Annotated in this window: 17 protein-coding genes and 1 pseudogene; 5 read left to right on the top strand and 13 right to left on the bottom strand. The window is 73.2% G+C overall.

Annotation, left to right across the window (positions count from 1 at the left end; translation table 11 throughout):
* Positions 1–98 precede the first annotated feature (98 nt).
* From CRP52_RS30305 to CRP52_RS30295, 3 genes are all read right to left on the bottom strand, one after another.
* Positions 99–1,331 (bottom strand): acyl-CoA dehydrogenase family protein, encoded by a 1,233-nt coding sequence (locus tag CRP52_RS30305; RefSeq protein WP_097239295.1) that lies wholly within the window; start codon positions 1,329–1,331, stop codon positions 99–101.
* A 3-nt stretch (positions 1,332–1,334) separates the two neighbouring features.
* Entirely contained in the window at positions 1,335–2,375 is a 1,041-nt protein-coding gene (locus CRP52_RS30300) for a phosphotransferase family protein (protein ID WP_097239294.1), read from the bottom strand.
* A gap of 174 nt (positions 2,376–2,549) precedes the next feature.
* Complete coding sequence (locus CRP52_RS30295) at positions 2,550–3,116, bottom strand: GNAT family N-acetyltransferase (protein WP_097239293.1); 567 nt, start codon at positions 3,114–3,116, stop codon at positions 2,550–2,552.
* Positions 3,117–3,431: 315 nt separating this feature from the next.
* On the opposite strand from CRP52_RS30295, the gene CRP52_RS30290 reads away from it, so the two are divergent.
* Both CRP52_RS30290 and CRP52_RS30285 read left to right on the top strand, forming a co-directional pair.
* On the top strand, positions 3,432–4,541 hold the full coding sequence (locus tag CRP52_RS30290; RefSeq protein WP_097240457.1) for a hypothetical protein: 1,110 nt from the start codon (positions 3,432–3,434) through the stop codon (positions 4,539–4,541).
* A 208-nt stretch (positions 4,542–4,749) separates the two neighbouring features.
* Positions 4,750–5,256, top strand: coding sequence for a GNAT family N-acetyltransferase (locus CRP52_RS30285; RefSeq protein ID WP_097239292.1), 507 nt, complete (start codon positions 4,750–4,752; stop codon positions 5,254–5,256).
* A gap of 123 nt (positions 5,257–5,379) precedes the next feature.
* Here the strand turns inward: CRP52_RS30285 and CRP52_RS30280 are convergent, their stop codons facing one another.
* From CRP52_RS30280 to CRP52_RS30255, 6 genes and pseudogenes are all read right to left on the bottom strand, one after another.
* On the bottom strand, positions 5,380–6,279 hold the full coding sequence (locus tag CRP52_RS30280) for a Gfo/Idh/MocA family protein (RefSeq protein WP_097239291.1): 900 nt from the start codon (positions 6,277–6,279) through the stop codon (positions 5,380–5,382).
* Positions 6,280–6,368: 89 nt separating this feature from the next.
* Positions 6,369–7,040: an O-methyltransferase gene (locus tag CRP52_RS30275; protein ID WP_097239290.1), complete on the bottom strand. Its 672-nt coding sequence runs from the start codon at positions 7,038–7,040 to the stop codon at positions 6,369–6,371.
* 123 nt (positions 7,041–7,163) lie between these two features.
* On the bottom strand, positions 7,164–7,832 hold the full coding sequence (locus CRP52_RS30270; RefSeq protein WP_097239289.1) for a DedA family protein: 669 nt from the start codon (positions 7,830–7,832) through the stop codon (positions 7,164–7,166).
* Between the two features lie 256 nt (positions 7,833–8,088).
* Entirely contained in the window at positions 8,089–8,904 is an 816-nt protein-coding gene (locus CRP52_RS30265; protein WP_097239288.1) for a class I SAM-dependent methyltransferase, read from the bottom strand.
* A 163-nt stretch (positions 8,905–9,067) separates the two neighbouring features.
* Positions 9,068–9,870: pseudogene (locus CRP52_RS30260) on the bottom strand (spermidine synthase).
* 98 nt (positions 9,871–9,968) lie between these two features.
* Entirely contained in the window at positions 9,969–10,940 is a 972-nt protein-coding gene (locus CRP52_RS30255; RefSeq protein WP_097239287.1) for an alpha/beta hydrolase, read from the bottom strand.
* A 208-nt stretch (positions 10,941–11,148) separates the two neighbouring features.
* Here CRP52_RS30255 and CRP52_RS30250 point away from each other — a divergent pair, with 208 nt between their 5' ends.
* Complete coding sequence (locus tag CRP52_RS30250; RefSeq protein ID WP_097239286.1) at positions 11,149–12,552, top strand: selenium-binding protein SBP56-related protein; 1,404 nt, start codon at positions 11,149–11,151, stop codon at positions 12,550–12,552.
* Positions 12,553–12,633: 81 nt separating this feature from the next.
* Here the strand turns inward: CRP52_RS30250 and CRP52_RS30245 are convergent, their stop codons facing one another.
* Entirely contained in the window at positions 12,634–13,533 is a 900-nt protein-coding gene (locus tag CRP52_RS30245) for a helix-turn-helix domain-containing protein (protein ID WP_097239285.1), read from the bottom strand.
* Positions 13,534–13,689: 156 nt separating this feature from the next.
* Here CRP52_RS30245 and CRP52_RS30240 point away from each other — a divergent pair, with 156 nt between their 5' ends.
* Positions 13,690–14,796, top strand: a complete 1,107-nt coding sequence (locus tag CRP52_RS30240) for an NAD(P)-dependent alcohol dehydrogenase (protein WP_097239284.1) — start codon at positions 13,690–13,692, stop codon at positions 14,794–14,796.
* A gap of 92 nt (positions 14,797–14,888) precedes the next feature.
* On the opposite strand, the gene CRP52_RS30235 is transcribed toward CRP52_RS30240, so the two are convergent.
* The 3 genes from CRP52_RS30235 to CRP52_RS30225 form a co-directional block, all read right to left on the bottom strand.
* Positions 14,889–15,368, bottom strand: a complete 480-nt coding sequence (locus tag CRP52_RS30235; RefSeq protein ID WP_097240456.1) for a DUF6114 domain-containing protein — start codon at positions 15,366–15,368, stop codon at positions 14,889–14,891.
* 80 nt (positions 15,369–15,448) lie between these two features.
* Positions 15,449–16,108 carry a DUF6230 family protein gene (locus CRP52_RS30230; RefSeq protein WP_097239283.1) on the bottom strand — a complete coding sequence of 220 codons (660 nt, stop codon included), beginning with the start codon at positions 16,106–16,108 and terminating at the stop codon, positions 15,449–15,451.
* A gap of 140 nt (positions 16,109–16,248) precedes the next feature.
* Positions 16,249–17,085, bottom strand: coding sequence for a TetR/AcrR family transcriptional regulator (locus CRP52_RS30225; RefSeq protein WP_101948267.1), 837 nt, complete (start codon positions 17,083–17,085; stop codon positions 16,249–16,251).
* Positions 17,086–17,446: 361 nt separating this feature from the next.
* On the opposite strand from CRP52_RS30225, the gene CRP52_RS30220 reads away from it, so the two are divergent.
* A complete protein-coding gene (locus CRP52_RS30220) occupies positions 17,447–18,115 on the top strand; it encodes a Tat pathway signal sequence domain protein (RefSeq protein ID WP_097239282.1) in 669 nt (222 codons plus the stop codon).
* Positions 18,116–18,156 lie beyond the last annotated feature (41 nt).

Genomic DNA, 18,156 nt, shown 5'->3' with positions numbered 1-18,156 from the left:
GACACGCAGGACACTACGGGCGGGGACGGGCCGCAGCCGTCATACCGGGGAGCCAACCGGCCCCTGGATACCCAGGTATGACACCCCTAGTACTTCCGTCACCTCCGGTACTGCTTCAGCTCCCGGCGGGCCAGCGAGCGCTTGTGCACCTCGTCCGGGCCGTCGGCCAGCCGCAGGGTGCGGTTGCCCGCCCAGAGCTGGGCGAGCGGGGTGTCCTGGCTGACACCGGCGGCGCCGTGGGCCTGGACGGCCTTGTCCAGGATCCACTCGACGGTGCGCGGGGTGGCGATCTTGATCGCCTGGATCTCGGTGTGCGCGCCCCGGTTGCCGACGGTGTCCATCAGCCAGGCGGTCTTGAGCACCAGCAGCCGCAGCTGCTCGATGCGGACCCGGGACTCGGCGATCCAGTCCTGGACCACGCCCTGCTCGGCGAGCGGCTTGCCGAAGGCGACCCGCTCCCCCGCCCGGCGGCACATCAGCTCCAGCGCCCGCTCGGCGATGCCGATGGCGCGCATGCAGTGGTGGATCCGGCCCGGGCCCAGCCGGGCCTGGGCGATGGCGAAGCCCGTCCCCTCCTCGCCGATCAGGTTGCCGACCGGGACGCGGACGTCCTCGAACAGCACCTCGGCGTGGCCGCCGTGGTCGGCGTCGTCGTAGCCGAAGACCGTCATGCCGCGCTTGACGGTGACACCGGGGGTGTCGCGCGGGACGAGCACCATGCTCTGCTGGCGGTGCGGTTCGGCGGCCGGGTCGGTCTTGCCCATCACGATGAGGATCCGGCACTGCGGGTTCATCGCCCCGGTGATGTACCACTTGCGGCCGTTGATCACGTACTCGTCGCCGTCCCGCTCGATCCGGGTGGCGATGTTGGTGGCGTCCGAGGAGGCCACCTCGGGCTCGGTCATCGCGAAGGCGGAGCGGATCTCGGCGTCCAGCAGGGGCCGCAGCCAGCGCTCGCGCTGCTCGGCGCTGCCGAACTGGGCGAGCAGCTCCATGTTGCCGGTGTCGGGGGCCGCGCAGTTGAGCGCGGCCGGGGCCAACTGCGGGCTGCGGCCGGTGATTTCGGCGAGCGGAGCGTACTGCAGGTTGGTCAGGCCGGCGCCGTGCTCGCCCGGGAGGCCGTGCTGGTCCACGAAGAAGAGGTTCCACAGCCCCTGCTTGCGCGCCTCCGCCTGCAGGTCGGCGACGACCGGGGGGACGGCCCAGCGCTCGCGGGCCGGGTCGGCGAGCTGTTCGGCGAGGACGGCCTCGGCCGGGTGGACGTGCGCGTCCATGAAGGCGAGCAGCTGCTCGCGGAGTTCGTTCGTCCGGGCGTCGTACGCGAAGTCCATCGGTCAGTTCTCCTTGAGGGTGCTCAGGCCGTGCCGGGCGAGGATCGGGGCCATCTCGCCCGCGCGTTCGAAGCCCGCGCCCAGGGTGCGGCCCTGCTGGAAGCGGTAGTGGATGCCCTCGGCGACGGCGGCCAGCTTGAAGGACGCGAAGGCGACGTACCAGTCCAGGTCGGCGGCCTGCCGGCCGGTCGACTCGGCGTAGTGCGCGACCAGTTCGTCGGCCTTGGGGAAGCCGGGGGCGGTCATCGCGGAGGGGATGATGCCCCCGCCGACGCCGGCCAGCTCGGTGTACATCACCAGCAGGCCGATGTCGGTGAGCGGGTCGCCCAGGGTGGACATCTCCCAGTCGAGGACGGCGGTGATGGTGTCGCCCCCGTCCGCGGTCTCGTTCACCAGGACGTTGTCCAGCCGGTAGTCCCCGTGCACGAGGGCGGGCGCGGGCGAGGCCGGCAGCCGCTCGGCGAGCGCGGCGTGCAGCCGGTCGAGCTGGGGCAGGTCACGGCTGCGGGAGGCGGCGAGCTGCTTGGACCAGCGGCGCAGCTGGCGCTCCAGGTACCCCTCGGGGTGCCCGAAGTCGGCGAGGCCGACGGCCGCCGGGTCGATCCGGTGCAGCTCGGCCAGGGTCTCGACCAGCTGCCGCCCGAGCGCGGCGACCCGCTGCGCACCGAGCGCAGCCAGCGGCGCGGCGTCCCGGTGCGCGGTGCCGGTCACGTGCTCCATGAGGTACCAGGGCGCACCGAGCACGTCCTCGCCCTGGTCGAACAGCAGCATCCCGGGGACCGGAACCCCGGTGCCGCGCAGCGCCGACATCACCCGGTACTCCCGCCCCATGTCGTGCGCGGTCGCGAGCACGTGCCCCAGCGGCGGCCGGCGCAGCACCCAGCGGGAGACCCCGTCGGACAGGACGTAGGTCAGGTTCGAACGGCCCCCCTCGATCAGCTCGGCCCGCAGCGGCCCGTGGACGACCCCGGGTAGCTCCCGCTCCAGGTGGGCGCGCAGCCGCGCCAGGTCCACCCCGGGCGGGGCGGCGGGGGTCTCGGACATCGGGCGGCTCCTCGGAAGTCGATTCGGTTCCGTCTCGTTGACTAAGCGCTTGCTTAGAATCCAGCGGAGCCACCCCTCCTGTCAATGGAACGACCCCCCGAGCCACCCGGCTCGGAGGGTCGTCGGGGAGCATCGCCGGCTACTGCTTTGCTCTTCGGCGAGGTGTCGAGGGTGCTACGACCGCTGCTCCCAGGTGGTGCGGAGGAGGTCGTACTCGACCTCGCCGTGTTCGGATCCCGGGATCGCGTCGGGCCAGTCTCCGGTGAAGCTCCGGAGGAAGGACAGGCCCGACTTCTCCATCACCCGCCGGGACCGGGTGTTCACCGCCATCGTGTTCGCGGTGACCCGCTGGACCCCGAGGTCCGTGAAGGCCTTGTCGATCAGCGCCCGCGCCCCCTCGGTGGCGTAGCCCCTGCCCCAGGCGGAGCGATTCAGCCGGTAGCCGAGCTCGACCTCCAGCGGGCCGTCCTCGGTGAGCGGGCGCAGCTCGAACCAGCCGAGGAAGGTGCCGGTGGCCTTCTCCTCGGCGGCCCAGAAGCCGCGGGTGCCGATGGACGGGTGGTCGTGGAGCAGCCGCGGCAGGGTACGGGCCCGGATCGCCTCGCGGGTCGTCGGCTTGCCGCCGTTGATGAAGCGCATGACCTCGGGGTCGCTGTCCAGGGCGAACAGGCCGTCGACGTCGGCTTCGGTGTCGGCGAACGGGCGCAGCACGAGCCGCCCGGTTTCCAGGAAGACAGGCATCCCGTGATCATCACCGCCGGGCGAACACGCCCGCCACCGAATAACGCGCGCCCCCGGGGTTGACGGAGCGCCAGTCGAACGGTCCCCGCCCGCGCGCCCGGGGGCCGAAGCGCCGGGGCTGACCTGAGCGGGGTCGCCGTCGGCGGCGACGGCCTGCCCGGAGGCGGCACAGAGCAGCAGCACCAGCAGTGCCGGCAGTGCCGCGGCCCATCGCCGCCGGATTCGGTGCGACACTCCGAGGCCTACCGGACCGGCGCCCGCCGAGCCGGGTGCCCGACGCCACGGCCACGCCGAACGACCGTCAGAATGGGCGCCATGAGGTTGATCCACACCGTGCTCGGCGCGCTGCTGCTCCTGATGGTCGTCGGCAGCATCCTGCGCACGCTGGTCGTCCCGCGAGGGCTCTACTCGTCCCTGGTGAACCGGCTCTGGGCGGTGCTGCGGACGGTGCTGCGGCTCTCCGCCGCGCCGATCGGCGGCTACCGCGCACAGGACCGGGCGCTGACCTGGCTGGCGCCGCTGGTCCTGCTGGGCATGCTCACGGTCTGGCTCAGCGGGATGCTGCTCGCCTACACCCTGCTGCTGCACGGCACCTCGGAGTTCAGCTGGACGATCGCCATCCGGGAGGCCGGCTCCAGCCTCTTCACCCTCGGCTTCGCGAGCGGCGAGCGGCTGCAGCTGTCCGCGATCGACTTCATGGCCGCGGCCAGCGGCCCCCTGGTGATCGCCCTGCAGATCTCCTACCTGCCGACCCTCTACGCCGCCTACCAGCGCCGCGAGACCGAGGTGACCCTGCTCCAGTCCCGGGCCGGCGAACCCGCCTGGGGCCCCGAACTGCTGGCCCGCCAGTCCCTGGTCGACACCGAGACCGCGCTCCCCCAGCTCTACCGGGACTGGGAACGCCTGGCCGCCGACATCGGCGAGAGCCACTCCAACTACCCGGTGCTGCTCTCCTTCCGATCCCCGCAGCCGAACCGCAGCTGGGTGGTCGGCCTGATCGCCGTGATGGACGCCGCGGCCATGCACCTCGCCCTGTGCCCGCGCTCGGCCCCGCCCGAGGCCCGGCTGGTGCTGCGCGCCGGGTTCACCGCGATGCGCGACATCGCCCGGTCACTGCGCATCGACTTCGACCCGGACCCGGACCCGGACGTGCCGATCCGCCTGACCTACGCCGAGTACCTGGGCGCCGTCGCGATGATCAGCGCGGCCGGCTTCCCCCGCGAACGCCCGGTCGAGGACGCCTGGCCGCACTTCCACGGCTGGCGCGTCAACTACGAGGCCGTGGCGTACGAGCTGGCGCGCCGCAGCGACGCCGTCCCCGCCCTGTGGACCGGCCCGCGCGACTTCCGAGCCGCCGTCATCCCCCCGGCCCGCCCCACCGACCGCCGCCCGGGCCCGGCCCGGCCTCCCCTACCGCCGACCTGACCCGGTAAACTCGGTTGGCGTACGTGCCGTTGCAGGAACCGGGAGAGCAGGGAGGTGGGGTCGATGACCGCGCTCAAGGCCGCCGTGTACAGCGTCCGGGTCTCCCTCACGTCCCGGGCCGCGGCCTGACCTCTCTCCTGTCCGCCCTCGCCGGGAGCGTGAGCTCGCGGGGCACCGTACGTACTCCTGGAACGGATCCTCATCCGCCATGCGCACCTGGAACACCCGCGCCGAGACCGGCGCCGATTTCCCGACCGTCCACGCCGTCAACGCCGCCGCCTTCGGCACCGCCGCCGAGGCCGACCTCGTCGACGCGCTGCGCGCCGACCCGGCCTGGATCGACGGCCTGTCGATCGTCGCGACCGACGAGCAGGACCGGCCCCTCGGCCACGCCCTGCTGACCCGCTGCCACATCGGCGACGTCCCGGCCCTGTGCCTGGCCCCGTGCGCCGTGCTCCCCGCGTACCAGCGCACCGGCGCCGGCTCCGCGGCCGTCCGCGCCGCCCTGGCCGCGGCCGCGGAGCTGGGCGAGCGGTACGTCGTCGTGCTGGGGCACCCGGGCTACTACCCCCGGTTCGGCTTCACCCGGGCGTCCGCCCACGGCATCGGCCTGTCCATCGAGGTCCCGGACGAGGCCCTGATGGCCCTCGCCCTCGACGCCGGTCACCCGCTGCCCGCCGGCACGGTCCGCTACGCGGCGCCGTTCGGCATCTGACGGCCAGCTGACCGGCAGCCGATCGGAGGCCGACGCAGGACGCCGGGCGGGGCACCGAAGTGCCCCGCCCGGCGTCGTGTCACCCCGCTGTCACCACGCGCGGAGTCGCCCCTCGCGGAACGCTCAGGCCTCCACCGGTCCGCCGACGGCCAGCGAGCGCTCGGCCGCGGCGAGGATCTCCACCACCCGCAGGCCGAAGTCCGCCCCGCAGGGGTGCGGCTCACCGGAGGCCGCGGCGGACTGCAGGGCATCCAGCGCCCGGTGCAGGGCCGCGAGCGGGCCCTCGCCGCGCTCCGGCAGGTGGACCACGCCGTGCTCGCCGCGCAGTTCCATGCCCGTCCCGCCCGCCGCGGCCGGCGCGGTCAGGCTGAGCGCCAGCGTGCTGGACGCGCCGCCGGCGTGCCGCAGCACCAGGTGTACGGCGTCCAGCGGGCCCGCCACCGCCGTCACCTGGGTCACGTCGCCCAGCACCGGCAGCAGGACGGACAGCGCGTGCGGGCCGACGTCCCACAGCGAGCCCTTCTCCTGGCGCCACGGCGAGGCCGCGTACGGGCTGGAGCTGCCCGGCGCGAACACCGAGCCCAGCCAGTCCGAGCGGCCGGTGTACCAGCCGCCCAGCGCCGCCTGCTCCTCGATCCACGGGATCTGCGGGCCGCCGAAGCGCACCGTGAAGAACACCACCGAGGCGACCCCGTGCTTGCTGACCGCCTCGGCCACGGCCGCGGCGTCCGGCACGGTCAGCGCGACCGGCTTGTCCAGCAGCAGGTGGCAGCCGGCCTCGGCGGCCCGGACCGCGAGGCCCGGCTGCACGGACGGGGGCAGTGCGATGGAGACCGCGTCCACCTCGGCCAGCAACCGGTCGAGGTCCGCGTACCCGGGCACGCCGTGCGCCGCGCCCAGCGCCTCGGCGGCCTCCGGGCGCCGGCCCCAGACGCCGGCGAACTCCATCCCGGGGTGTTCGGCCAGCACGGGCGCGTGCACCCGCTCCGCCCAGGGGCCGGTGCCCAGCAGTCCGATCCGCACGTTGTCTCCGTTCCTCGTCTTTCCTTGGTTCAGCCCCGGACGGTTCAGCCCCGGCCGGTTCAGCCCCGGCCGGTTCAGCCCTGGACGGCTCAGCCCTGGACGCGGGCGAGCGTGAACCCGTCGTAGCCCTTGCTGCCGACCGTCTGCACCGAGGTCGCGGTGACCCTCGGCTCGGCCGCGATCAGCTCGTGCACGGCCCGGGTGCCGAGCACCCCCGGGTCGGTGCTGTCCGGGTCGGCGACGGCGCCGCCGCGCACCACGTTGTCGACGATGATCAGCGAGCCCGGCCGGGTCAGCTGGAGCGCCCGGCGGAAGTACTCGGGGTTGCTCGGCTTGTCCGCGTCGATGAAGACCAGGTCGAAGGGCTCGACGTCTTGCTCCACCAGCGCCGCCAGCGAGTCGGCGGCCCGGCCGACCCGCACCTCGGCGACGCCGGCCAGACCGGCGGCGGCCAGGTTGCCCCGGGCGACCTCGGCGTTCCGGGGGTCGATCTCCAGCGTGACCAGGGTGCCGTCGGCGGGCAGCGCCCGGGCCAGCCAGATCGCGCTGTAGCCGCCGAGCGTGCCGACCTCCAGGATGCGCTTGGCGCCCTGGGTGAGCGCCAGCAGGTGGAGCAGCTTGCCCTGGTTGGGGGCCACCGCGATCTTCGGCAGTCCGGCCGCGTCTGCGGCGGCCTGCGCGCCCTCCAGGGCCGGGTCGTGCCCGACCAGCTGCTCGGAGAAGTACGCGTCCACGGCATCCCAGGTCGGCTGTGACGACATCGGGCCCTCCAGAGTGCAAGATCGACAGGTACTCCGCCGATGCTACTCCGAGGGCCCGATGGCTCCGGGGCGGCCGTCAGCCGCGCCCGGTCAGTCCGGTGTCACCGCAGTCCCACTCCGTCGTCACTCCGCGACCGGAGCCTTCACCGCAGCGGCGGCGGCCGCGGCGGCCTCCTCCGCCTCGATCCGGGCGTGCGTCTTCGCGGCCCGGCGCTTCATGATCCAGGCCGAGAGCCCGCCGATCACCACGGCCGCGGCCAGACCGGCCCAGGAGAAGCGGGCCAGCCACGGCTCGATGCTCTTGCCCACCTTGTAGACCAGCAGCGTCGTGCCGCCGGCCCAGACCACGCCGCCCAGCACGTTGGCGATCAGGAACTTCCAGTACGGCATCTTCAGCGCGCCCGCCAGCGGACCGGCGAAGATGCGCAGCAGGGCGATGAACCGGCCGAAGAAGACCGCCCACATGCCCCACTTCTGGAAGGAGCGCTCGGCGGTGGCCAGGTGGGAGGGCCCGAAGTGCTTGGGGAACTTGCGTCCCAGCTTCTCGAAGAGCGGCTTGCCCCCCTTGCGCCCGATCGAGTAGCCGATCGAGTCGCCGATGATGGCGCCGGCGACCGCGCAGGCCGCGACGCCCCACGGGCTCACCACGCCCTTGACGGCCATGAGCGACGCCGTGACCAGGGCGATCTCGCCGGGCAACGGGATGCCCAGGGACTCGATGCCGATGATCAGACCGACGACGGCGTACACCGCGGTCGGCGGAATGCCCTCGATCCAGGCGTCGATGTGCAAGGCCAGTACCTCCGTGGCAGGAGCAGGACGGGCCCGGCTCCGTGGAGCCGCGGGCCCGTCCCGTCAGTTGTGGTCCGATGGCGAATGGCGACACCCAGGCCGCGCCCCCTCAGGGCAGCCTAACGTGCCGGGCGGCCTGTCCCCCCGGCCGATCACCTGTGGTTACGACGTACGCCCCCGGGCGATGGTTCCAGTTCGAGCGGCCTTTCTTCAAGAATAGGCAAAGTCGCCCGGTGCCACTCTCAGCTCGCGGCGCTCAGCGCTCGGCGAACCGCAGGGCGACGACGGACGGCCGCCCCTTCACCCGGCGTGCGAGCGACAGCAGGGCGCGCAGCGCTCCGCGCCCGCCCTCCGGGTAGACCTCGCGCACGTCGGTGACCGCCGGGTGCGCGCTGGCCAGCTTGCCGCGCTCGTCCGCGTCCATCCCGAACGGCATCGGCGGCGCCTGGTAGTGGCGGTTCTTCAGCTTGCCCTCGACGGCCCGGCGGCTGAACCAGCGCGGCACCGTGTCGAACACCAGCGAGCCGCCGGGGAAGCGCTCGGCACAGGCCGCGATCAGCGTCCGGACCTCCTCCGGCCGCAGGTACATCAGCAGGCCCTCGGCGCTGATCAGCACGCCGTTGGCCGGGTCCACGCCGTCCATCCAGCCCGGGTCGGTGGCCGACTGGGCGAGGATCCGGTGCCGCTCGTCCGGCGGCAGCAGCCGCTCGCGCAGCGCGGCCGTCTCCGGCAGGTCCACCGACAGCCAGGTCGACCGCCCGTTGTCGACCCGCCAGGCCTGCGTCTCCAGCCCGTCCCCGAGCCCGACCACGGTGCCGCGCGGGCAGCGCTCCAGGAAGTCGGTCACCTCGCGGTCGAAGCAGGCCGCGCGCAGCGCCTGCAGCTGGCTGACCAGCGCGTTGCTCCCGAAGCGCGCCTCGAAGGGGAAATCGATCCGGTCCACCAGCTCGACCGCCTTCGGATCCGCCAGCACGGTGTCCGGCCGGCGGGCTTCCACCGCCCGGTGCCACAGCGTCCACAGCGCCGTCTCCGGCACCGCTCCCAGCTCGGGCCGCTCCGCGCCGTCAGTCATCGCTCGCTCCTTCGACGTGCTCCCCGCTCGGGCATGAACCCGCCGATTCTGACACCCCGTCCGGGCCGCCCGATCCGCCGACGCGCCGGGCCTCCGCCGGCACGGGAAGTCGAACCGGCCGACTTCCCGTGCCCCGCTCGGCACCGCTGCGAGCCGACACGTCTCAGCCGACGCTGAAGGCGCCGTCCGGTGGGGCGGGGAGTCGGTGGCGTCCGCGTCCGTGACCGGGGCCGTACGGCCGACCAGCTCCGTCAGGTCCTCCTCCGCCACCAGCCGGGCCGGGAAGATGTCGCCCGCGAACAGCCGGGCGAGCTCCGCCGCCGGCAGCGGCGCCGTCGAACCGGCCAGCAGCACGTTGCCGTACCGGCGCCCGCGCAGCACGGAGGCCTCCGCGACCAGGCAGACGTACGGGAACACCGCCCGTACCGTCGCCGCCTGCGCCCTGGCGAAGGCCAGCGGCGGGCCGTCCGCCAGGTTGGCCGCGTAGCAGCCGCCCTCGCGCAGCACGGCCGCCGCCAGGCGGACGAACTCCACCGAGGTCAGGTGCGCCGGGGTGCGGGAGCCGTGGAAGACGTCCGCGATCACCAAGTCCCGCGAGCCCGGGGGGAGTTCGGCGAGGGCAGCGCGGGCGTCCCCGACCGTCGCGGCGATCCCCGCACCGTCCGGATCCGGGCCCGGCCAGGGCAGGTGCTCGGCGACCAGCTCCAGCAGCGGGCCGTCCACCTCCACCACCCGCTGCCGCGAGCCGGGCCGGGTCGCGGCCAGGTAGCGGGGCAGGGTCAGCGCGCCGCCGCCCAGGTGCAGCACGTCCAGCGGCTGTTCGGCGGGGGCCAGCGCGTCGGCCAGGTGGCCGAGGCGCCGGGTGTACTCGAACTCCAGGTGCGTCGGGTCGGCGAGGTCGACGTACGACTGCGGGGTGCCGTCCAGGGTGAGCAGCCAGCCGCCGTCCCGGTCGAGGTCCGGCATCAGCTTGGCGAAGCCGAGGTCGGTCCGACGACCGACCGGCACCGGCTCGTCCGGCACCGGCCCGTCGTGCACCGGCTCGTCCGCCGCCGCGCCGTCCGTCACGCGCTCTCCCCGACCGGCCGCACGTCCAGGTACGCCGCGAGCCAGCGGTCCAGCTCGGCGAAGACCTGGGTGCGGGCGTTCTCGCCGGAGAGCACCAGGTCGTGCATGCCGCCCTCGATCCGGACGATCGTCACGTGCCGGCCCAGCCGCGGCCCCTGCGCCGCGATGTCGTCGGCGCGCAGCACGCCGTCGGCGTGGTGCAGGGCGTTGTGCCACTTGGTGGTGGCGATGGACCGGGTGGAGGCCATCAGCAGCACCGGTACGTCGATGCCCACCCCGCGCCGCAGCCGCCGGTGCCCCTGGTGGATCGCCGACAGCCAGCCCGCGAACAGCGGGAAGCCCTCGGCGGGCTTCAGGGTGAGGTCGAAGTCCCACTCGCCCCTGTGGTCCTTGTGCAGGCTGTGGGTGTAGTGCGGGTTCAGCGACGACGGCAGGACGCGGGTCGGCGCCAGCCGCGCGATCGCCGTCACCACCGGGCCGCCGGCCGTCCGGACCGCCGGTGCGGCCGGCATCGACAGGAACGGACTGTTCAGGAAGAGCCCGTCCACCACCCCGCGCCCGGCCCGGCGACCCGCCCACAGCGCCCCGACCAGGCCGCCGGTGGAGTGCCCGTTCAGCAGCAGCTGCCGGTGCCCGTCCACCTCGCGGATGATCCGCACCGCCTCGTCGATCTCCTCGTCGTACTCCGCGAGGTCCCGGACGAAGTTCGGCGACTGGTGCGGCCGCAGCGACCGCCCGTACTTGCGCAGGTCGAGCGCGTAGAAGGAGAACCCGAGCGCGACGAAGTGGTCCGCCAGATTGGTCTGGAAGAAGTAGTCGTTGTACCCGTGGATGTAGAGCACCGCCCGCTCCGCCCCGGGCACCACCCGCCGGACGAGCGTCGCGCACACCTCCCCCTCGGCGTCCGACCGCAGTGCAAGCTCCGCCGCCTCGTAGGGCGCCCCCAGGATGTCTTCCCGAAACTCCATGGGCCTGACTGTACTGGCTCGGCCGTCTCCGGCCACGGCAGCGATGACCTGGCGCGATGTGATGCTCGCAATGCTTTCGGCGGCGGGCCGCCACGGTGGACCGCCGGTGGCGGACTCCCGCGCGCCCCGGCACTCCCCGTGCGCCTGCTGTGCGCCGGGGCTGGTGTGGAACGCTTCCCGGACGGACCAGGCGAGTTGGGGAGTCTGCATGCAGCACGGGCACAGCGATCCGTCGCTCTACCGGTCGGCCGCGGAGGCGATCGCCGCGCCACCGGAGAGGCTGGCGTACGTCGCGGGGTTCGACCGGGCGGGGCAGCGGCCGGACGCGTTGCTCACGGTCGACACTGATCCGGCGTCGGCGAGCTACGGGAAGGTGCTCAACTTCGCCGAACTTCCCACCCTGGGCGACGAGTTGCACCACTTCGGGTGGAACGCCTGCTCCAGCGCGCTGGCGCACGCCTGCCACGAGAACCCGGAGCGGCGCTACCTGCTGCTGCCCGGGCTGCGCTCCTCCCGGCTGCACGTGATGGACACCCGGCCGGATCCGGTGCGGCCCCGGCTGGTCAAGACCGTCGAGGCGGACGAGCTGGCCGCCAAGGCCGGTTACTCGCGCCCGCACACCCTGCACTGCGGCCCGGACGGCGTCTTCCTCTCCTGCCTGGGCTCCGGTGAGGGCTCCGACGGGCCGGGCGGGGTGGCGATCCTCGACCACACGAGCTTCGACGTGCTGCGCGCCTGGGAGACCGAGCGCGGGCCGCAGCACCTCGCGTACGACGTGTGGTGGCACCTGGGCACCAACGTGGGGGTGACCAGCGAGTGGGGCACCCCGTGGATGGTCGAGGAGGGGGTGGTGCCGGAGCTGCTGCTGGGCCGCAAGTACGGGCACGCCCTGCACTTCTGGGAGCTGGACTCCGGCCGGCACCTCCAGCGGGTCGACCTCGGCGACCAGTACCAGATGGTGCTGGAGCTGCGCCCGGCGCACGACCCGCAGGCGGAGTGGGGGTTCGCCGGGGTGGTGGCGAACGTGGAGGACCTCTCCTCCTCGGTCTGGCTCTGGTACCGGGACGGGGCGGCGTTCACCGTGCGCAAGGTGATCGAGATCCCGGCCGAGCCGGCCAAGCCGGCGGACCTGCCGCCGGCCCTGCAGCCGTTCGGTGCGGTGCCGCCGCTGGTCACCGACATCAACCTGTCGGTGGACGACCGCTGGCTGTACGTGTCGGCCTGGGGCACCGGCGAGTTGTTCCGGTTCGACGTCTCGGACCCGTTCCACCCCCGGCTCGCCTCCTCGGTGCGGCTCGGCGGCGTGACCGCCCGCACGCCCCACCCGGCCGACCCGGGGCGGCCGTTGAGCGGGGCGCCGCAGATGGTGGAGATCAGCCGGGACGGCCGGCGGCTGTACCTCACCAACTCCCTCTACGGCGCCTGGGACGACCAGTTCTACCCGGGTGGGATCGAGCCGTGGATGGTCAAGCTGGACGCCGACCCGGTGTCCGGCGGGCTGAGCATCGACGAGCGCTTCTTCCCGCACGGCGCCGACTTCCGGGGCCTGCGCGTCCACCAGACCCATCTCGCGGGCGGCGACGCCTCCTCGGACTCGTACTGCTTCCGCTGAGCCGTCACCGGTGCAGCGCCCGGTCGTACCGGACGTCGGCCCCTCCTGAGCCGCGCTCCCGACCCCGCCCGGCGCGCGCCGCTACCGGGCCTGTTCGGCGGCGGACGACCCGGCCGACTCCTCGGCCGCCGCGGCCCGGAACTCGGTGGCGGCCCAACTGGCCAGCAGGCGCAGCGATTCGGCGGAGGTCGAGCCGGGTTCGGCGTGGTAGGTGACCAGCACCTGGTCGGCGTCCCCGGCCGGGCGCAGCGTCTCGTACTGCAGGCTGAGCCGGCCGACCACCGGGTGGTGCAGCCGTTTGGTGCCGTGGCCCTTGTCCTGGATCCCGTGGGCGGCCCAGAGTCGCCTGAACTCCGCGCTCTTGAGGGAGAGTTCGCCGATCAGCGAGGCGAGCCTGGGGTCGTCCGGGTCGCGTCCGGCGTCCAGGCGCAGCATCCCGACGACGTCGGAGGCCTTGCCCTCCCAGTCCACGTACAGCTCCTGGGCGCCCGGGTCGAGGAAGAGGTGCCAGGCCATGTTGCGCTGCTCGGGCGGCATCACGGCGAAGTCGCCGAGCAGGGCGGTGCCGAGCCGGTTCCAGGCGATGATGTCGAGGCGCCGGCCGAGGACGTACGCGGGCACGCCCTCCATCGCGTCGAGGAGTTGCTGCAGTTCGGGGCGGATCCGCTGCACCCGGGTGGCGGCCCGGCCGGGGCGGCGGCGGGCGGGCTTGGTGAGCCGGCCGAGGTGGTCGCGTTCGGCGGCGGTGAGCCGCAGCACCCGGGCGATGGCGTCCAGCACGGCCGTGGAGACGTTCTCGCCGTGGCCCTGTTCGAGCCGGGTGTAGTAGGCGGTGCTGACTCCGGCGAGCTGGGCCAGCTCCTCGCGGCGCAGCCCGGGCACCCGGCGCCGGGTGGTGGTGTCGGGCAGACCCACGTCCTCGGGCCTCAGCCGGGCGCGGCGGGATCGGAGGAACTCGCTGAGTTCGGTGCGCTGGTCCATGTCTGCAGTATGCGGGCGATCGGCTGCCCGGCGGCGGGCGAGGGTGATACCGCCGTGCGTACGTTGCGGGGTCCTACGTTCGGCCTGCCTAGGTCCGCCGCTCGTACGATGATCTCTGGTCTGGTTGCCCCGATCGTCCCGGCGCAGCCTTGGGGCATGACGAACGAGACGACGAACGAGACCAACCCGACGAGCACGACGAGCACGACGAGCACCACCCGCACCGTCGCCGCCTACGCGGCGCAGCAGCCCGACGCCCCGCTGGCGAAGACCACGGTCACCCGCCGGGCCGTGGGCGAGCAGGACATCGTGATCGACATCAAGTACTCCGGCATCTGCCACTCCGACATCCACCAGGTCGGCGAGGACTGGGGCACCGGCATCTTCCCGATGGTCCCGGGCCACGAGATCGCGGGCGTGGTCTCCGAGGTCGGCCCCGGTGTCACCCGCTGGAAGGTCGGCGACCGCGTCGGCGTCGGCTGCTTCGTCGACTCCTGCCGCGAGTGCGACAACTGCCGCGCCGGCCTCCAGCAGTACTGCACCGGCGAGGGCGGCGCCGTCTTCACCTACAACAGCACGGGCAAGGACGGCCTGCCGACGTACGGCGGCTACTCGGCGGAGCTGGTGGTGGACGAGGCGTACGCGCTTCGGATCCCCGACAACCTGCCGCTGGACGCCGCCGCGCCGCTGCTGTGCGCGGGCATCACGCTCTACTCGCCGCTGGCGCACTGGGGCGCCGGCCCGGGCAAGAAGGTCGCGATCGTGGGCCTCGGCGGCCTCGGGCACATGGGCGTGCAGCTCGCCCACGCGATGGGTGCGGAGGTCACCGTGCTCAGCCAGTCGCTGCGCAAGCGCGAGGACGGCCTGAAGCTCGGTGCCGACCACTACCGCGCCACCTCGGACCCGGCGACCTTCGCCGAGCTCGCGGGCAGCTTCGACCTGATCGTCAACACCGTCTCGGCCGACCTCGACCTCAGTGCCTACCTGCAGCTGCTGCGGGTCGACGGCACCATGGTGCAGGTCGGTGCGCCGGAGAAGCCGGTCTCGGTCAACGCGCACGCGCTGCTCATCGGTCGCCGCTCGCTGGCCGGTTCGATGATCGGCGGACTGCCGGAGACCCAGGAGATGCTGGACTTCTGCGGTGAGCACGGCATCACCGCCGAGATCGAGCTGATCGCGGCCGAGCAGATCAACGAGGCGTACCGGCGGGTGCTGGACGGCGACGTCCGGTTCCGCTTCGTGATCGACGCCTCGACCATCTGATCGGCCTTGTCCGCCTTACCCCAGGGCCTGTCCTGGGGAACCCGCCCCGCGTCCCCGTGCTCTCCCGTCACCGGAACGCGGGGCGGAGCTCGTCAGGCGCCGGCGGTCCTGGCCGACCGCCGTTCCTCGCGACGGTCCAGCCGCCGCTGCCGGCCCGGGCGCAGCGGCTGGTCGGGCACCCACCCGAAGGTGAGGCAGGCGCCGACCACCCCGAGCAGCATCCCGATCAGGAAGCCGCCCAGGTTGGAGGTGACCCAGCTGCCCAGCGAGGCCAGGACGGCGAGGATGGAGTAGAACAGCCGCTGCGCCGGGTTGAACAGGATCAGCAGGCCGCACAGCACCATCACCGCCGGTACCAGGTACCCGGCCAGCCCTTCCATCCCGATGTGCAGGATGACGGGCAGCGGGGCCTTCAGCGTGAACAGGATCTCGGCGCCGCCGAGCGCCACCAGCAGCCCGCCCCAGAACGGTCGACGGCCCCGCCAGTCGCGCTTGGCCGGGCGGGCGGCGGGCCCGGTGGCGGGAGCCTGGGCGACGGCTCCGGGTGCGGCGGCCGTCCCCTGGGCCGCCACCTCCGCGGCCCCGGTCGAGGCCCCCGTCGCGCCGCTCCCGTCGGCTCCGGCCGCCGGCTCCGGTACGGACTCCGTCATGCTCAGCAGCCCGTGGAGCTGAAGCTCAGCCGCAGGTTGGGCAGTTTGAACCCGACGGCGGTGCTCGCGTAGTTGTGCTGGTTCACCTTCGTGATCTTGACGGTGTCGGCCTGCTGCCCGAAGACGCCCGGGTTGCCCTTGCCGACCGGTCCGGCCTTGGTGTAGGTGCTGGCGTCGCCGCCGATCTCGATGTTGGTGAACTCCGCGGAGTCACCGGTCAGCAGATCGGAGTCGGTGGTGAGGTTGGTGGCGGTGACGGGGGTGCCGCGGTCGCCCGCGTGGATCACCAGGTTGACGCCGCCCAGGTCGACGCTCTGGCACAGGTTGGTGATCTCGGCGCTCCTGATCGCCGACACCGCGACCAGCACCTGGCCGCCGGTGGAGCCGGCGTTGGGGCTGTCCGGGATCATCGAGTCCAGGGCGCCGAACTGGGCGAAGCCGTCGCCCTTCAGCTCGTCGGCGGTGATGGTGAACGGCATGCCGGAGATGGAGAACTGGGCGGCGAGCACGCCCTGGGCGGTGAGCGCCATCAGGACGCCCCCGGCCGCGATGGCCGGGACGGCCATCAGGACGGTGCGCTTCAGCCGTACCCGGCCTCTTCTCGGCGCGGTCGGCGCCTGCTCGGTCTCGGCCGCCGCAGCGGCGTCCTCGGACATGGCCATGTGTGCTCCCTGTGGGTGGATTGGGTGTGCAGGCACTGGCACGTTGCCCTGGCGCGGACAGCGTCCCGCGGCCCGGCCGGGTCCTTCCGTCCCTCGGCAGCGGGGCGGATCCGGTCGGCGCGCGGTGAGTAACTGGGAAGCTACTGCCCGGTATTGGCCGGGTCAATACGGGTGCACGAAGGATCTTCACCAATCCCCGAGCCGGCCCCCGAACCGCTCCCTGACCCGAGCTCCGGCCCGAGCTCCGGCCCGATTCCCGACCCGAGCCCCGACCCGAGCCCCGACCCGAGCCGTGCGGCCGCCTCCGCCGGGCCGAGGAACGGTGCCAGGCAGAACAGGCTCAACACCGGTAGCAGGTCCGGTAGTTGCTCGGTCCGCCCGGAGTCGACCCAGCGGTGGAGCGCGCTGTAGACGCCGCCCACCACGGCGTCCACGAGTTCCTGCACCGCGACCCCGCCCGGGAGTTGGGGAACCTCGGCGAAGAACGCCCGGAACTTCCTGAGGAGTTGCTCGCGCTCCCGCCGCCCGGCCCGGCCGACCGCCTCCACCTCGATCACCGCCATGGTGGCGAACGCCGGTGTCCCGGCGAGGAGTTGCAGCAGCACGCCGAGCGATCTGCGGATTCCCTGGCACCAGTCGGATTCGGTCGCGAAGGCCGCCGACATCCGCCGGATCACCACCCCGGTGCCGTACCGGTGCGCGGCCAAGAAGGCGTCCTCCTTGCCGTCGAACAGCTCGTAGAAGACCGGCCTGGTCACCCCCGCCGCGCGGCAGATGTCGCTCACCGTCGCATGCTGGTAGCCGCGTTCGGCGACGGTCTGCACCAGCCCGTCCAGAAGCCGCTCGCGCTGGGTCGCGGCCACCACGCCCGCGGGCAGCCGGCGCGGGCCGGGCTTGATCGACCGGGCGGGATCGCGGCCGGTCCGCGCACCCGGCAGCAGGACCACGTCGGCACTCCGGAGGTAGTTCCGTTCCATCACCAACTCCTGTGTCCTGTATTGACATTGACGTAACGCCGGGTTTACAACACTGGCAGGTTTCCAACCGGTGGGCGAGCAGGCCCCCACCGGGCCGACCTCCAGGGGCTCCCACGCCCGGGCGAGCCGCCCGGACCACGGGACCACGGCGCATTTGCCGGCCCGCGGCGGTGGCAGCCGCCGCATCTCCGTACCGCACGAGCGGGCCCGTGGCGCCGGGCCCGTCCGTACCCGCGGCGCGCCCGTACCCGCGGCCCCGCCGGAGCCCCCGGTACGCCATGCACCTCCCCCGTCGTGCACACCACCACACCCGCACACGGGGATTCCCCCACCCGTCCCCCGGACGGAGAGAGGTACCCTCATGCGCATCCGCCGCACCCTCGCCACCGCCACCCTGGCCGCCCTCGCCCTCACCGGCGCGGCCGTGGCACCCGCCGAGGCCGCCTCCGCCGTACTGACCACCGGAAGCCCCAGCGGCCCGGCCGTCGCCGTCGGCGACGTCCTGACCGCCAACCTGGTCTCCGGCAGCTACGCGACCTTCTACAGCAGTGCCACCGGCACGAGCGGCATCAAGTGTGCCGCCTCCTCCTTCTCGGCGACGGTGACCGCCAACCCGGCCGCCCCGGGCAGCGCCGTCGAGCAGCTCAACACCCAGACCTTCGGCTCCTGCACCTCCAACGTCCTCGGCGTCACGGGCGTCAAGAGCATCACCGTCACCAACCTGCCGTACACCAACACGGTCAGCGACGGCCCGGGCAGCCCGGTCAAGCTCACCCCCGGCGCGGCCGGCACCATGGGGACCACTGTGGTGCTCAGCACCATCCTGGGCAGCGTCACCTGCAACTACCAGAACTCCACCGGGATCAACGGCACCACCTCCAACACCGGCAACACCATCGGCTTCTCGGCCCAGCCGTTCGCCCTGGCCTCCGGCCCGGGCCTGTGCTTCTCCACGGGCTACTTCAGCGCCACCTACGGCCCGGTCACCGACAGCTCCGTCGCCGGCAATCCGGTCCTCGTCGTCAACTGACGCACCCGGCCCACCGCAACGTCCGGTCCCAACGGCGTACG

The sequence above is a fragment of the Streptomyces sp. 1331.2 genome (assembly GCF_900199205.1).
GTDB lineage: Bacteria > Actinomycetota > Actinomycetes > Streptomycetales > Streptomycetaceae > Kitasatospora.
Note: the sequence above shows the minus strand (reverse complement) of the source record. Positions and strands in the feature narration are given on the sequence as shown.

Bases quoted from the DNA above. Each gene is read 5' to 3' on its own strand.
- CRP52_RS30305 (WP_097239295.1), bottom strand. From the start codon at position 1,331: ATGGACTTCGCGTACGACGCCCGGACGAACGAACTCCGCGAGCAGCTG.
- CRP52_RS30300 (WP_097239294.1), bottom strand. From the start codon at position 2,375: ATGTCCGAGACCCCCGCCGCCCCGCCCGGGGTGGACCTGGCGCGGCTG.
- CRP52_RS30295 (WP_097239293.1), bottom strand. From the start codon at position 3,116: ATGCCTGTCTTCCTGGAAACCGGGCGGCTCGTGCTGCGCCCGTTCGCC.
- CRP52_RS30290 (WP_097240457.1), top strand. From the start codon at position 3,432: ATGAGGTTGATCCACACCGTGCTCGGCGCGCTGCTGCTCCTGATGGTC.
- CRP52_RS30285 (WP_097239292.1), top strand. From the start codon at position 4,750: ATGCGCACCTGGAACACCCGCGCCGAGACCGGCGCCGATTTCCCGACC.
- CRP52_RS30275 (WP_097239290.1), bottom strand. From the start codon at position 7,040: ATGTCGTCACAGCCGACCTGGGATGCCGTGGACGCGTACTTCTCCGAG.
- CRP52_RS30265 (WP_097239288.1), bottom strand. From the start codon at position 8,904: ATGACTGACGGCGCGGAGCGGCCCGAGCTGGGAGCGGTGCCGGAGACG.
- CRP52_RS30255 (WP_097239287.1), bottom strand. From the start codon at position 10,940: ATGGAGTTTCGGGAAGACATCCTGGGGGCGCCCTACGAGGCGGCGGAG.
- CRP52_RS30250 (WP_097239286.1), top strand. From the start codon at position 11,149: ATGCAGCACGGGCACAGCGATCCGTCGCTCTACCGGTCGGCCGCGGAG.
- CRP52_RS30245 (WP_097239285.1), bottom strand. From the start codon at position 13,533: ATGGACCAGCGCACCGAACTCAGCGAGTTCCTCCGATCCCGCCGCGCC.
- CRP52_RS30240 (WP_097239284.1), top strand. From the start codon at position 13,690: ATGACGAACGAGACGACGAACGAGACCAACCCGACGAGCACGACGAGC.
- CRP52_RS30230 (WP_097239283.1), bottom strand. From the start codon at position 16,108: ATGGCCATGTCCGAGGACGCCGCTGCGGCGGCCGAGACCGAGCAGGCG.
- CRP52_RS30225 (WP_101948267.1), bottom strand. From the start codon at position 17,085: ATGGAACGGAACTACCTCCGGAGTGCCGACGTGGTCCTGCTGCCGGGT.
- CRP52_RS30220 (WP_097239282.1), top strand. From the start codon at position 17,447: ATGCGCATCCGCCGCACCCTCGCCACCGCCACCCTGGCCGCCCTCGCC.